Here is a 14,946-nt window from a genome sequence, read left to right as displayed (position 1 = left end):
AACTTTGTTTAGAATTTGGTTTTTCTTGACGATTGCAGATACCTAGATTAGAAATACCATACTTTTCTATTTACTTGTCTCTTTTTATAAAATATTAATGAAGTAGTACAAATTCTTTAGTCCATTGTCAGGACTTCAATCCTATCTTTATAGGAATCAAGTCCTGACAACGAAGTTTTTTTAACTTAAGAATTCTCCAGGTTGAGTTAGTTGCATCCAGGTATTGTTAGAGTTGGCACTCAAGGTGCGATCGGTCAACATATCCTGTATACTCACTCTTGTACTATTACCAAGAGAATGCAATTCATTACTCAAATTAGCAATAGCTAATTCCCGGCAACTGCCTTGAGTAGATGCTAAATCAACTTCATTTAAAGCCGAATAAATTGAATCTCCATCTACTCTATCTATTCCCTGAGTTACTGGCACATTTTCCGCCATAAAATCACCAGAAACTTCATCAATTTGCTCTCCAGTCAAACTATCAACAGCAACATTAGCAGCTTGACTGAAATTGCCAGAAGAATTACTACTCAAAACTTGACTCGATCGCTGAACAACAGAGGAATTAGCAGTTTTTGTTAATATTCTTTCCACTTGTGTAGGTCCAAGATTGGGATTACTACTCAAAATTAATGCTGCTAATCCCGCAATATGTGGCGATGCCATTGATGTACCACTCAAAGTTATGTAGCTATTACCCAGAAAAGTAGAGGAAATACCCACCCCTGGAGCATTCACATAATCTAATGGTAAGTTTCCTGATAAATTAGAAAAACTTGCCATTTGATTATTTCTATTAACTGCACCTACAGCAATACCAAAATGAGTAGCGTATTTAGCTGGATAAGTTGGTTGAGCTTGGCTTTCATTTCCTGCGGCATAAACTACAACTGCTCCTTTTTCTGCGGCATATTTAATAGCTGAAGCTTCTACCGCAGTGGTATTATCTCCACCTAAACTAAGATTAATTACTTTCGCTCCATTATCGACCGCGTAGCGAATTCCCGCAGCTACATCAAGTACGGAACCATTGCCAGAAGCATCCAACACTCTTACTGGCATAATTTTGGCATTAGGTGCTACTCCAGTGACACCAAAACCGTTATTTTCTGCGGCAATTGTACCTGCAACGTGAGTACCATGTCCTTCTAAATCCATTGGGTCGTTATCCCTACTAACGAAATCCCAACCGCGAACATCATCTATATAACCATTGCCGTCATCATCTTTTCTGTTGCCAGGAATTTCTTTGGTATTTACCCAAATATTTCCATCTAAATCGCTGTGATTATAATCGACTCCTGTATCTACAACAGCGACAACAATTCCCTGACCAGTGTAACCTCTACTCCAAGCTTCCGGTGCTTTAATTGCATCCAAATTCCAACTATTTCCAGCTAAATCAGCAACTTCTGAAAAGGTTCTTTGTCCTGTAGCAGAAGCAACAGCAGCAGAGGCATTTGCTAAACCAAAACCAAAAGTGCTATTGTAAGGGATTGGTGAACCTGCTCGTCCTTCAGCAAACCCAATTTTACTGAAGTGTTGCCAAAGTTGCAAGTTAGTGAAACTAGCTAAATCTGGGTTTTTTTGACGGTAATAGTTAAGGTCTATGTATGGAGAAAAAGTTCGTCCTTCATTGATACCACTACTTATTAAATGTTCCAACAACTGACGATTGTTCAAACCAGTTAAATCGGGGTTACTTTGCTGATAATATCTTAGATCGATAAAAGGTGAAAAAATCCTCCCCCGATCGATCCCAGTTGTAGTGAAGTTATTTAACAGTTGAGCGTCAGTTAAATTAGCCAAATCAGGATTGCTTTGGCGGTAAAATCCGAGATCGATGAAATCTGAAAAGTTTGCAGTAGACATACGGTGAGAATTCACTTTATGCAGCGTGCATAATGACAGTTTTCGACGTTAAGAGAACACATCCTCACACAAAGATATTGACGATGAAAGGTTTTCTGGTTGAAGGAATCAATGATGTTTCGCTGATTCCGAAAATAAATACAGTTTGAAAGCAAGGTCTTCCGTAATTAGTATAGATAAATTTTGCTAATCAAAGGTAGCGGTTAGCTGGTGCAGTGAGAAACTCAATGCGTTGAAGCTAATAAGTCAAGTTTCGTTAGCCCCTGAAGTACGGAAGATCTGAAAACCTAGTTTAGGTTGCCCAAGTTCTTAACGTCGCATAACATCACTACGACTAAATAAAAATAATTTATTTCAAATGATTTTTGCAGTAAATAATACGTATAAAAAATGTTTTGCGATCGCCTTTTCAGTGCAAATATTTACCGATTGATTTGAAAAAATATACCCTTAACTAAAAGTAGGTGGATGTTTGTCATACCAACTTTGCCAAGCTAACCGATGTATTTCCCGCCAACTTACATTATTTTCCTTAGCTAATTGGGCGCAATCTTCATATTCTGGTTGAACGTTGGTAATATTGCCGTTTGTGCCAGCGATTTTTACCCTAACTTCGCCGTAGGGAGTTGAGACTTTTTGAATTTCCCTTGGCAGAATGGATCTTTGTTGAAGACAATGACGAATTCCTAAAGTTGTAGTTTCTCGAAATAAAATAGTTTCGCAAATTGATTGTTTTTCGGGATGACAGATAACTGTTAATAACACGCCTTGGCGGGATTTTTTCATCACAATTGGTTGAGTGAAAACATCTAAAGCACCAGCTGTTAGTAAGGCATCAAAAGTGTAAGCGATCGCTTGAGGACTCAAATCATCAATTTGCGTTGACAAAACCGCAATAGTTTCTAATTCCGTATTAGTTGCAGTATAATTATTAATAGTAGTTGATGCTGTTTCCTCACCAATCCATAATCTGAGAATATTGGGAATCGGTAATTGTCGAGAACCTGCACCTAAACCTACTTTTTGAATCGTCATTCTGGGGGGGGAACCAAAAGCATCAGCGAGAGTAACTGCGATCGCTGCTCCTGTAGGCGTAACCAATTCCTTTTCAATTCCGTTACTATAAACTGGGACTTGCCGATATTCCCACAACTTTAACACTGCTGGAGTTGGTACTGGCATTTGACCGTGAGCCGCTTTAATTGTGCCCCCACCAGTAGGCAAAGGCGAACAATAAAATCGCTCAATTCCTAACCAATCTAAACCCAAACAAGTACCAACAATATCGACGATCGCATCAGTCGCCCCTACTTCATGAAAATGCACTTTTTCCGGCGCAACACCATGAACCGCACCTTCTGCTTCTGCCAATTTCCGAAACACAGCTAAACTCATCTTTTCTGCCTGATTAGGTAAGCCAGCTGCTAAGATCGTCCTTTCTATTTCTGGCAAATGACGTGCATGAATATGATGCTCTTCACGATCGTGGTCATTAGTTAAATCTACATGAACCTTGGTGGCTTCCTGACCATTACGATGCACCAATTCTGCCCGTAATTGGTATTCGTCAGAAATCCCCAAAAGACTCAGCTTTTCTCTTAAGTAATCCAAAGGAACACCAGCATGAACTAGTGCGCCTAAACACATATCACCAGCAATTCCAGTCGGACAATCTAGGTAAGCTACTTTTTTCATTTGCCTTTGTTATTAGTCATTGGTTATCGATCGATTGTTGTTAGTTGTTAGTTAGACAAATTGAATAAAATTTCATGAAGCATCTTTACTAGTGTAGTGTGACGAAAATAACTATACAGTTAAAAGTAAGTGTTTTTTCCTTCTGCCTTCATAATATTAGTGAAATTTTTATGGCTACAGTTTACCAAATTCACCCAAACAGCCCCCAAACTCGCTTTGTAGATCAGATTAAGGACGACCTGAAAAGCGGGGCAGTAATGCTATATCCAACAGATACAGTTTACGCGATCGGATGTGACATATCCTCCAAATCAGCCATCCAAAGAGTCAGACGCATCAAACAAATGTCAAATGACAAGCCATTAACTTTCCTCTGTCCTTCTTTATCTAATGTGGCTACCTACGCTTTTGTGACAGACACAGCTTACCGAACTATGAAACGGTTGATTCCGGGGCCTTACACCTTCATCTTACCAACAACTAAGTTAGTACCCCAAATTGTCATGAATCCAAAGCGGAAAACTACCGGGATTCGAGTACCAGATCATCCTGTTTGTTTAGCTTTATTGAACGCACTGGGTAATCCGATTATTTCCACTTCCGCCCATGTGTTAGATCAAAATGAATCGGCACCCATTTCTGTGGAAAAAAATGGTTTCTTCTCCCAGGCAGAACTATTCGATCACCTAGAAAAATTAGTGGATGTTATTGTGGATAATGGCGAGGAACCACGTTACGAAGGTTCAACGATTATAGACCTCACTGGCGAAACACCGGAAATCACACGCCAAGGGATGGAATGGGAGACTGCTGCCGCTTGGCTTGGGTAAGCGCAATTTTACAGAGAATTGGTAAACTCAGATTTTGCAACAGGGGAGGTAGAACCTCCCCTGACTCGTTCCCAGGTTGAACCTGGGAACGAGTAATAGAGGCTCCGCCTCTTGGTGCAAGCTCTGAGGATAACATTTGGCTTTAGACTAATGGTTATCATTTTGAATTTTGAATTTTGAATTTTGAATTAGTTTGATGCACTCGACAAACTAAATCATCTAATTCTTTTTGCATTAAATAACAAACTTTTTCATAGCAATCATTAACGTATTGTCGATCGCTCGCTGCTTCCCTGCCATAGCGTTCAAAAATAATTGGCGGACAAACACGAGTTTCAATTTGTACTGGTAAGGGAATATGCGGCAAAGGGCCAATTCCAATTCCCCAAGGTAATCCCAAATAAATCGGAAAAACTATTGGGTCGATACCAAATAACCAAGGCATTCCCCACTCATGTAACTGGCGCATTTGTTGGTAAATTTCCGCTAAAACTATAAAAGTTTCGTGAGCACCATGAGAAATTACCGGAACAATTGGTACTTCTTCTCGTAATGCTAATTTAATAAACCCTTTTCGCCCTGCAAAATAAATTTTATTGCGTAAACTATAGGGACGAAAAATATCTTCTGCGCCGCCAGGGTAAACTAACACGCTGGCATTTTTGCGGAAAGCTGCGATCGCCATTTTTGGATGAGCCTTAATTGCTCCAGCTTTTTCCGCTAACTGCGCTAATGGCAAACAAACTTCCCAAACATGAGGGTGCATTAAACCATAAACAGGACGAGAAAAACCAAATCGCTCAAACCAATCGTAAATCATCATAAACATATCTGGTGCGGCTAATCCTCCATTATGAGAACCAACAAATAGCACTTTTCCCGGAGGAATTTGTTCCCAACCGCTAGTTTTTACCCGAAAATATTCATGATAAAGCCATCCTAAAAGAGGCATCCAAGATTGGATAAATTCTTCTTCTCGCCGTTCTAAAGACCAACCCGGTCTAGTTTTTCGCTGATAATTTTGAGACTTTTTCATAGTAGATTAACGTAAGTTTCTGGTTATAACCTGTTTGCGTTTCTGAGTTTCCGATCCCCCTAAATCCCCCTTACCAAGGGGGACTTAACATCTAATTCCCTCCTTGATAATGGGAACTTAACATCTAATTCCCTCCTTGATAATGGGAACTTAACATCTAATTCCCCCCTTGGTAAGGGGGGTTAGGGGGGATCTAAAATACAATCTATCTAAATAGCAAATTGAGTTATTTTTTAATGCGTCGATAATCCCAAGGCGGGACAAATTGAGGATCAATCCAAACTCCACGCGAATTTTTTTTAGCATCTGATTCTGCTTGTTCAATAATCTCTTTACTAGGACAATATCTGAGATATGGACGATTAACTAATGCTAAACCTTCTCTCACTAAATTTTCTTGAACAAAAGTACCATTAGGTAAACGAACTTCTGCAATTTGCCGTCCGTACCGATCGGTATCAGTGATATTCAAAACAACGCGATCGCCTCCTTGGTTAATTAATTGCTGTACTCTGGATTGTGCTTTAATTCCCCAATTAAATTGGTTTTTATCTAGCAACTTTTGGCTATTCTTTTCCTTCTTGGAATGGGGAACTTCTGGCGCATCAATACAGGCAAAGCGGACGGTAACATTAGTTTTATCGCCTTGAGTGACAGCGATCGTATCCCCATCACTCACCCGCCGCACTGGGTAAGTATTTTGACCGGAAAATAAGTTACATCCGGCTAAACTTGCTACAAGTGCGATCGGAATCAATTTGTGAAAGTGAATCATGTATTTATATTTACCACAAAAAGAACAGCGTTTACATATATATTTCTATTTTGACAAACTTTTTTAGATCCGATACATAAGCGATAATTAACTTAAATGGTGAATTTAGGTGGTACGATGAAAAAACTTTTAGTTACTGGTGCTAGTGGGTTTTTGGGATGGAACCTTTGTCAACTTGCTCAACAAGAATGGGAAGTTTACGGCACTTACTTTAGCAAACCTATAGAAATGCTGAATGTAAATTTAATTAAAGTTGATTTACGAAATTTTGAGCAACTCAAAAACCTATTTCAGCAAATTCAACCAACAGCAGTTATTCACACCGCTGCACAATCTAATCCCAACTTTTGCCAAACTCACCCGGAAGAATCCGCAATAATAAATGTTACAACTTCTAGCAATATTGCAGGTTTATGTGCTGATTATTCCATCGCCTGCGCCTTCACTTCCACCGACTTAGTTTTTGATGGGTTAAATCCCCCTTACCAAGAAACAGATTCAGTTTCTCCAGTTAACATTTACGGCGAGCAAAAAGTCTTAGCTGAACAAGAAATGCTAACTAGATATCCCCAAACAGCAGTTTGTCGAATGCCATTAATGTTTGGCATTCCATCACCACAAGCAACCAGTTTTATTCAACCATTTATCAAGACGCTTAGAGAAGGAAAAGGTTTAAGTTTATTCACCGATGAATTTAGAACACCCGTTAGCGGAAAAACTGCTGCTAAAGGACTTTTATTAGCATTAGAAAAAGTTAACGGAGTCATTCATTTAGGTGGAAAAGAACGAATATCCCGTTATGAATTTGGTAAATTAATGGCAGAAATCTTGGAACTTCCCCAAGATAAACTAACAGCTTGTTTACAAAAAGATGTGCCAATGGCAGCACCTAGATCTAAAGATGTTTCGTTAAATAGTGACAAAGCTTTTGCTTTAGGATATCAACCTTTGAGTTTACGAGAAGAGTTAGAAGCTTTAAGAGGAAAAATTTAGTTTAGCTATTTAACCAACTTTGCCAAGCATCCCATTTCTGCACCAAATTAGCATACTCCGAATAACCTGCTGCTTTGGGATGGTAACTATCATTTGCTGCTACTTCTTTCAGCCAAACTTCTGATTTTTGCAGAGGTGTGAAAACATCTAGATACGGCACATTTAGCTGTTCGCAAATAACAGCTAATTCTTGAGATAAAGCTTCAATTCTGCTGTTTTGTTCAACTTCTGTAATAGGAGGCGGACTTACCATTAATATAGAAAATGAGGTTTTGGCAATAGACAAGATTTGCTGAGTATTTTCTAGAGTTTTAGTCAATTCAACGCGAGGTTTGCCATCTTCAATTGTGGTATCATTTACACCAAAAGAGAAGACGATTCTACGATCGCAATTCTCCGGCAACCTCCGCGAAACTTCTGCCAACCAACGTGCCGCAATATCAGCACTAGTTTCCCTTCTAATTCCCAAATTATAGTAAGTAACATCATGACCTAGTTCGATCGCTGCACTGCAAATTCTTCCCGTCCAACCTAGACATTCAGAATCACCAGTACCATTAACGAACGAGTCACCAACAAAGCAAATTCGGACATTAGATAAAGCCATTGTTTCTTTAAAGGTAAATATACTGAACACTTACAAATTATTCAAATTATTATAAGTATTACTACGGTCACAGTAGTTGCAGGTGTACCGTTTTGTCTGTATAAGCCATGACTTTAGTTCCAGGAACGACTATCAAAAACCCGATAATTAAATTCTTTGTTAATTCTGAAATTTTTACTTGATAATTTCGCCTCGATTTGGCATATTAAAGGGAGTATCTTTAGTTCCCCAGTCTTTGATTCTCTCATATTAATCTATAGGTGCTTTTTTTTTGCTCTGATTTCAGTACCATTCGCCCATATTTCTGTTCTTAAACATTCTTAAATTTAGAGGTAATTAATGAATACATCTTCCCAACAGCTGGTGGAGGAAATCACCCATAACGATCGGTTGCTGGCGATCGTTATTTCTGCAAAGTTTAATCAGCCTGGAATTCACTTTTTCACCCCCAATACCTTTTCTCAACAACTAGCTTATATCAACCATCCCACAGGCAAAATTATTCAGCCCCATATCCACAACCCAGTTTCTCGGATTGTATTTTACACCCAAGAAGTTTTATTAATTAAAAAAGGACGATTACGGGTTGACTTTTACAGCGAACAGCAAGAATATTTAGAAAGCCGACTTCTAGAAGCAGGAGATGTCATTCTACTAATAGCTGGCGGTCATGGCTTTGAAGTAGTAGAAGAAGTAGAAATAATTGAGATCAAACAAGGGCCTTATGTCGGAGAAGAAGACAAAACCCGCTTCCCAGGCATCACGCAACAAAAAAATGAAACGTTATCACTTATCAGTAATTAGATTTTCTGTTGATTTGGTTTCTCGATCGACAACTGCTGACTGATAACTGGTTTAAAAACCCCACATTAGGCTGCGATAACTGATAACTGTTGACTGATAATTTACTTATGTTTAGGAGGAATTTACCAAATGAACGAGTCAATCCCCGTTAATCAGCCGCTCTTAGATGGTAAAGAACGACAATATCTCAACGAGTGCATTGATGGGGGTTGGATTTCTTCCGAAGGGCCATTTGTTAAGCGATTTGAAGAAGAATTTGCTGCCCGTCTCGGCAGAAAACACGGCATCGCTGTCTGCAATGGTTCCGCTGCTTTAGATGCGGCAGTAGCAGCTTTACAAATTGGCGCAGGCGATGAAGTAATTTTGCCAACTTTTACCATTATTTCCTGTGGCGCGGCAATTGTGCGATCGGGCGCTGTGCCAGTTTTAGTAGATAGCGATTCCCAAACTTGGAATATGGACGTGGCGCAAATAGAAGCCAAAATCACGTCCAAAACTAAAGCTATTATGGTTGTTCATATTTACGGTTTACCTGCTGATCTGACACCCATATTAGCTCTGGCAAAAAAGTATAATTTAAAAATTATTGAAGACGCTGCCGAAATGCACGGTCAAACTTATAAAAATCAAGCTTGCGGCAGTTTCGGTGATATCAGTACCTTTAGCTTTTACCCCAACAAACACATCACCACTGGTGAAGGCGGAATGCTCCTCACCGATGACGACGAATTAGCAGAAAGGTGCCGTTCTTTGCGTAACTTATGCTTCCAACCCCAAAAGCGTTTTGTCCATGAAGAATTGGGTTGGAACTTCCGCATGAGCAACCTGCAAGCAGCTTTAGGTTTGGCACAATTAGAAAGATTAGATGAATTTGTTATCCGCAAACGTCGAATGGGAAATCTCTACACCAAATTGTTAGCAGATGTTCCCGGTTTACAATTACCTGTTACCCATACAGATTATGCTGAAAATATTTACTGGGTTTATGGTATAGTTCTTAAAGAAGAAGTGTCCTTTGATGCTTCCGAAATGATGCGGCGCTTGGGGAAATATAAAATTGGCACTCGACCCTTTTTCTGGAATATGCACCAACAACCAGTATTCCAAAAAATGGAATTGTTTGCGGGAGAAAGTTATCCGGTGGCAGAAAATTTGGCGCGTCGCGGATTTTATGTTCCTAGCGGTATGGCTTTGACAGAAGAGCAAATTCAAACAGTAGTAGATGTGTTGAAAAAAGTCTTAGAGTGAGCTACATGATTGCGGTCAGTTTATATTTTAAGTTAGTGGATTAATATGCCAGTTTTTGCCAATTACGCTCGCTATTACAACTTACTTTACCAAGATAAAGACTACGCTGGTGAAGTGCAGTTTATCCATAAGTTGCTGCAAAACTTTGCACCTGATACCCAATCTATCTTAGAACTAGGTTGCGGAACGGGAAGACACGCTGCACTTTTGGCGGAATTAGGTTATGAGGTGTATGGCGTAGACTTTAGCGCTGATATGCTAGAGCAAGCAGAAAAAAGCTTGGTGAATTTAGATCCCGCTGTAGCGTCAAAGCTTAAATTTGCCCGTGCGGATATGCGTACTGTGCGGCTCGATCGCCAATTTGATGCCATAATCTCATTGTTCCACGTAATCAGCTACCAGACAACCAACCAAGATTTACAAGCCGCCTTCGCAACTGCAAAAGCGCATCTGAAGCCTGGAGGAGTGCTAATTTTTGATTGCTGGTATGGGCCTGCTGTGTTGAGCGATCGACCCACCGTGCGAGTTAAGCGCTTGGAAGATGAAGAAATATTGGTTACTCGCATAGCTGAACCAGTCATGTATCCTAATAATAATTTAGTGGATGTTAAATATCAAGTATTTATCAAAAATAAATCTAATGGTACAGTAGAAGAACTCCAAGAAATTCATAAAATGCGCTATTTATTCAAACCAGAAATAGAGGTTTTATTATCCCAAAACCAAATAGAGTTACTTGCTTTTAAAGAATGGCTCACAGATAAAGATCCAGGCTTTGAGACTTGGGGGGTTTACTTTATAGGCAAAAGCATAAGTTGAATAAATTCAGGTTAACCTTAATTAAGGCTAAATCAAAACATGAACAAATCCTGCTCTATTTTCTTTTATGAAGGCTATGTTGGTATTGCTCCTACTGTAATTAATGCCACCAAACTCTTAGTTCGGAATGGATACTCAGTAAACATCTACGGCAGAGATAATAAATACGCTGAACCGGGAGAAATGGGGGAAAAAGTAAGAATATTTTACTTTCGCGAATTCTCAAATAAATTTGAACTTCTCAGTTACATGGGCTTGAAAAAAGATTCATCTGGATTCAAATTCATTATATATGCTATTCAATGTTTAATTCAGGTTTTAAAAAATAGTCGAGCTTCAGAACAAAAAAAACAGATTAATATAGGTATTGATGTTTATGGATCGATCGCCGCTTTACTCAGCTTTTACTTATTCAAGCAGAAATTTTTATTCCTTTCTCTCGAATTAAGAGAACTCAACAAATTTAGTTCAATTATTGGCAGCCTCGCTAAACTAGCTTATAAAAAATCCGCAGCAGCGATCGTTCAAGATGAAGATAGATTTGCCACCCTTTGCGAACAATATGAATATCGACATCCAAAAGTTTTTTATTTGCCAAACTCTCCTCTCAACGAACCCAATAGTTTCACAGATGAAAATAGCGCCAACTACTTTAGAGAAAAGTTTAATTTAAGTCAAGAGAGATTTCCCTATATTATTTTACAAGCAGGCACGATCGACGAAATTTTCTTATCCAAACCAATCGCAGAAGCATTTGCATCGATCGATAATGGATGCGCTTTGATTTTTCACGAACCATTCCCAAAACCCTTAACCCATCCATATATTAAATCTATCCAAAGCGTTAATTCAAAAAACTTGTTCATTTCAACCGATCCCGTCCCATATCAAGAAGTAGATAAAATCTATGCTTCAGCAACCATCTGTCTAGCTTTATATCAAGCTTGTGACGATAATTGTAGTAAGATTGCAATGGCTTCTGGGAAATTAGCCCATTCTTTAAAAATGGGGAAACCAGTAATAGTAAATGACTTGCCATCATTACGGGAATTAACCGAGAAATATCAATTTGGATTTATCATTAAAGAACCATTCGATCCAGAAGAAATAAAAATGGCGATCGAAGCAATTGTCAACGATTACGAAATGTACAGTCGGAATGCCAAATTATGCTTTGAGGCAGAATTTGATTTTGAGAAAAAGATGGAACCTATTTTAGAATTTATGGAAAATGTCGAGTAACAGATTAAGTTGATATTTGGTATCAAATCTCGAATCGAATCACTCACTCCTACTTCGCCTCCATCCAATTTTCTCCCACATGAACATCAACCACCAAAGGAACACTTAAAGGTAGTGCATTTTCCATCGTTTCCTTAATTTTTGGTTCCAACTCTTCCCATTCAGAACGAGGAACTTCAAACACTAATTCATCATGCACTTGTAACAACAAACGCGCCTGATAATTGCGGAGAACTTCATGCAATTTTACCATTGCAATTTTAATAATGTCAGCACTAGAACCTTGAATTGGCGCATTCGCAGCCGCACGCAAAAGTTGTGCGTCATTTTGTCCGATATTTTTCAATTTTGTTAAATCAACTTCATCCGGGTTACTACCTTTAAAAGCGCGTAAACTTCCACCTTCAAAGTTAAAATAACGCCGACGACCTTTAATTGTTTCTACATAACCTTTGGCGATCGCTTCCCGTTTCATCCTTTCCAAATAATCGAACACTTTAGCATAGCGAGTATTGAATTTTTCGATAAAATCACTTGCGATCGCCTTTTTAATTCCAGTAGAACGGGAAAATCTCATTGCACCCATGCCATAAATTACCCCAAAGTTAATTGTTTTCGCTATCCGGCGTTCATCAGGGGTAATATCTTCTTTTTCAAACACAATTTTAGCTGTAACTGTGTGAATATCTTGATTATTTTGGTAAGCTTCTACTAACACAGGTTCTTGGCTTAAATGCGCCAAAATTCTTAACTCAATTTGTGAATAGTCAGCCGATACCAATAACCAACCTGATTCCGGCAAAAATGCCTTGCGAATTTGTCTGCTAAACTCGGTACGAATGGGAATATTTTGCAAGTTTGGATTAGAAGAAGAAAGCCTTCCTGTTGTCGTAGCAGTTTGGTTAAAATCAGTATGTACTCGCTGATTTTTATCCATCAATTGTGGTAAAGCATCTACATAAGTAGATTTCAATTTAGATAAAGTGCGAGATTCTAAAATCGCATCAACAACGGGGTGATCTCCCTGCAATTTTTCCAAGGTTGCTGCATCGGTAGAATAACCAGAGGCAATTTTCCGCGATTTCTTTTTATCTAAGTTCAATTTTTCAAACAATAACTGACTTAACTGTTTCGGTGAACCTAAATTAAATTTCTCTCCCGCAGCTTCATAAGCTTTTTCTTCAATTGCTTTCAAATCCTGTGCCAACTTTTGGGACAATTCTTTTAGATACGCTGCATCAACCTTTATTCCCACTGCTTCCATTTCTGCTAAAACTGCTTCCAAAGGTAATTCTATTTCTCGCAGCAAACTTTCGAGTTGAGGAACAGGTTTTAGTTCTTCTTGCAGTTTTCCAACTAACTGAAATGTGGCGTAAACTTGCATTCCGCAATAATCAGCAATTACCGGAATATCTACATCACCGATCGTTTTACCTTTAGGAACTACACTCTCATAACTTTTAATGGTGAATCCCAAATATCTTTGCGTCAAATCGCTGAGATTATGACTATTTTCAGGATTCAAAACATAACTAGCTAACATTGGATCGAAGACAACGCCAGCGAGATTGATTCCTTGACAGCGGAAGACTAAGCGATCGAATTTCGCATTCTGAAAAACTTTCGGATATTTGTTGCTTTCCAGAATCGGACGTAAAGCTTCTAAAACTGCTTCTTTCTCTAAATTTTCCCCTGATGTGTGATTGATGGGAATATAAGCAACTTCATTGGAATTAGTTCCCCAACAACAACCAATTCCGACTAATTCAGCACACAAAGGATCTAAATCACTAGTTTCAGTATCCCAAGCAACTGTGAGTTTGATACAGGTTTTTAACTGTTTGACTAATGCAGTGAGTTTGGCTGGAGTATCAACAATTTGAATTGTAACTGGTGAAATAGATTGTTTTTGTGCAGCTAAGGTTTCTTCATAAGTGAAAAAGTCTAATTCTGCTGATTCGTCGGGAAGTTCTACCTCATTAATGGGTAAAGTTTCCGTAACTGATTCTGGTTTTTCTTCCTCAACTTCACCGCCAAAAGCTTGCTGTAGCTGTTTGATTTTGCCTAAGTAAGATTTAAACTCTAATTTTTCTAAAAGCGGTTCTAAAACTGAAGTGTCAAACCCTTTAAGTTGACAATCTTCTAATTTGATTTCTAAAGGAACATCGACAACTATTTTAGCTAAATGTTGAGAGTGATAAGCAGCATCTTTACCAGTTTCTAGTTTAGTTTTGTTTGCACCTTTTATTTGCTCTAAATTGGCATAAATATTCTCTAAAGAACCGTATTCAGAAAGTAATTTTACTGCTGTTTTATCACCAATACCTTTGATACCGGGAATGTTATCAGAAGCATCGCCACATAAAGCTTTGTAATCTACTACTTGTTCTGGCAAAATTCCCATTTTTTCTTTGACTGCTTCTGGATCGAATTCTGTTAGTCCGGTAGTGCTTCCTCGCTGTAAGAAATTATTGCCTAAATAGAGAACGCTAATGCCTTTTTTGGGGTCAACTAATTGGAATAAATCGCGATCGCCAGTCAAAATCTTTACCCGATACCCTGCTGCACTCGCCTTTTCCGCTAAAGTTCCTAAAACATCATCCGCTTCATATCCTGGTGCAGTGACAATTGGCAAATTAAAAGCGTCTAATAATTCGTGGAGATTCTTTAAATCGGTGATAAAATCTTCTGGTGTTTCAGCGCGATCGGCTTTGTAAGTGTCATCTGCCTCATGGCGGAAAGTTGGTAAACCTAAGTCAAATGCGATCGCCATACTTTGCGGTTTTTGTGACTCAATCACCGCCAAAAGTGACTTCAGAAAACCGAAACAAGCACTCGTCGGAATACCACTTTTGGTTTTTAAACCGCTATCTCTTCCTTTAGCAAAAGCATAAAAAGAACGAAAGGCTAAAGAGTGACCATCTACTAGGACGATCAGGGGTAAATTTTCCGGTTCAGTAGCGTTAGATTTTGACATAATTATTTATTTTAACTCAAGTTGCTAGTTCTGATAATTGAGATT

General features: G+C 38.7%; 12 protein-coding genes. 6 read left to right on the top strand and 6 right to left on the bottom strand.

Annotation, left to right across the window (positions count from 1 at the left end; all coding sequences use genetic code 11):
* Nucleotides 1–180 precede the first annotated feature (180 nt).
* Both ACE1CA_RS12605 and larC read right to left on the bottom strand, forming a co-directional pair.
* Nucleotides 181–1,875: a S8 family peptidase gene (locus ACE1CA_RS12605; RefSeq protein WP_413279895.1), complete on the bottom strand. Its 1,695-nt coding sequence runs from the start codon at nt 1,873–1,875 to the stop codon at nt 181–183.
* Between the two features lie 450 nt (nt 1,876–2,325).
* Nucleotides 2,326–3,570, bottom strand: coding sequence for a nickel pincer cofactor biosynthesis protein LarC (gene larC / locus ACE1CA_RS12600; protein WP_413279896.1), 1,245 nt, complete (start codon nt 3,568–3,570; stop codon nt 2,326–2,328).
* 170 nt (nt 3,571–3,740) lie between these two features.
* Here larC and ACE1CA_RS12595 point away from each other — a divergent pair, with 170 nt between their 5' ends.
* The gene (locus ACE1CA_RS12595; protein ID WP_413279897.1) at nt 3,741–4,400 is read left to right on the top strand and encodes an L-threonylcarbamoyladenylate synthase; all 660 of its coding nucleotides are present in this window, start codon (nt 3,741–3,743) and stop codon (nt 4,398–4,400) included.
* A gap of 157 nt (nt 4,401–4,557) precedes the next feature.
* On the opposite strand, the gene ACE1CA_RS12590 is transcribed toward ACE1CA_RS12595, so the two are convergent.
* Together ACE1CA_RS12590 and ACE1CA_RS12585 are read right to left on the bottom strand one after the other, a co-directional pair.
* The gene (locus ACE1CA_RS12590) at nt 4,558–5,436 is read right to left on the bottom strand and encodes a lysophospholipid acyltransferase family protein (protein ID WP_413279898.1); all 879 of its coding nucleotides are present in this window, start codon (nt 5,434–5,436) and stop codon (nt 4,558–4,560) included.
* A gap of 226 nt (nt 5,437–5,662) precedes the next feature.
* A complete protein-coding gene (locus ACE1CA_RS12585; protein WP_413279899.1) occupies nt 5,663–6,211 on the bottom strand; it encodes a thermonuclease family protein in 549 nt (182 codons plus the stop codon).
* A 117-nt stretch (nt 6,212–6,328) separates the two neighbouring features.
* Here ACE1CA_RS12585 and ACE1CA_RS12580 point away from each other — a divergent pair, with 117 nt between their 5' ends.
* Nucleotides 6,329–7,204 carry an SDR family oxidoreductase gene (locus ACE1CA_RS12580; RefSeq protein WP_413279900.1) on the top strand — a complete coding sequence of 292 codons (876 nt, stop codon included), beginning with the start codon at nt 6,329–6,331 and terminating at the stop codon, nt 7,202–7,204.
* 1 nt (nt 7,205) lies between these two features.
* Here the strand turns inward: ACE1CA_RS12580 and ACE1CA_RS12575 are convergent, their stop codons facing one another.
* Complete coding sequence (locus ACE1CA_RS12575; RefSeq protein WP_413279901.1) at nt 7,206–7,811, bottom strand: GDSL-type esterase/lipase family protein; 606 nt, start codon at nt 7,809–7,811, stop codon at nt 7,206–7,208.
* A 339-nt stretch (nt 7,812–8,150) separates the two neighbouring features.
* Here ACE1CA_RS12575 and ACE1CA_RS12570 point away from each other — a divergent pair, with 339 nt between their 5' ends.
* From ACE1CA_RS12570 to ACE1CA_RS12555, 4 genes are all read left to right on the top strand, one after another.
* A complete protein-coding gene (locus ACE1CA_RS12570) occupies nt 8,151–8,615 on the top strand; it encodes a hypothetical protein (protein WP_413279902.1) in 465 nt (154 codons plus the stop codon).
* Between the two features lie 129 nt (nt 8,616–8,744).
* Entirely contained in the window at nt 8,745–9,863 is a 1,119-nt protein-coding gene (locus ACE1CA_RS12565) for a DegT/DnrJ/EryC1/StrS family aminotransferase (protein ID WP_413279903.1), read from the top strand.
* Between the two features lie 45 nt (nt 9,864–9,908).
* Complete coding sequence (locus ACE1CA_RS12560) at nt 9,909–10,682, top strand: class I SAM-dependent DNA methyltransferase (RefSeq protein WP_413279904.1); 774 nt, start codon at nt 9,909–9,911, stop codon at nt 10,680–10,682.
* A gap of 39 nt (nt 10,683–10,721) precedes the next feature.
* A complete protein-coding gene (locus tag ACE1CA_RS12555) occupies nt 10,722–11,924 on the top strand; it encodes a glycosyltransferase family protein (protein ID WP_413279905.1) in 1,203 nt (400 codons plus the stop codon).
* A gap of 49 nt (nt 11,925–11,973) precedes the next feature.
* Here the strand turns inward: ACE1CA_RS12555 and polA are convergent, their stop codons facing one another.
* On the bottom strand, nt 11,974–14,901 hold the full coding sequence (gene polA / locus ACE1CA_RS12550) for a DNA polymerase I (RefSeq protein WP_413279906.1): 2,928 nt from the start codon (nt 14,899–14,901) through the stop codon (nt 11,974–11,976).
* Between the last annotated feature and the right edge of the window lie 45 nt (nt 14,902–14,946).

It is taken from the genome of Floridaenema evergladense BLCC-F167 (genome assembly GCF_041929205.2).
Classification (GTDB): Bacteria; Cyanobacteriota; Cyanobacteriia; order Cyanobacteriales; family Aerosakkonemataceae; genus Floridanema; species Floridanema evergladense.
Note: the sequence above shows the minus strand (reverse complement) of the source record. Positions and strands in the feature narration are given on the sequence as shown.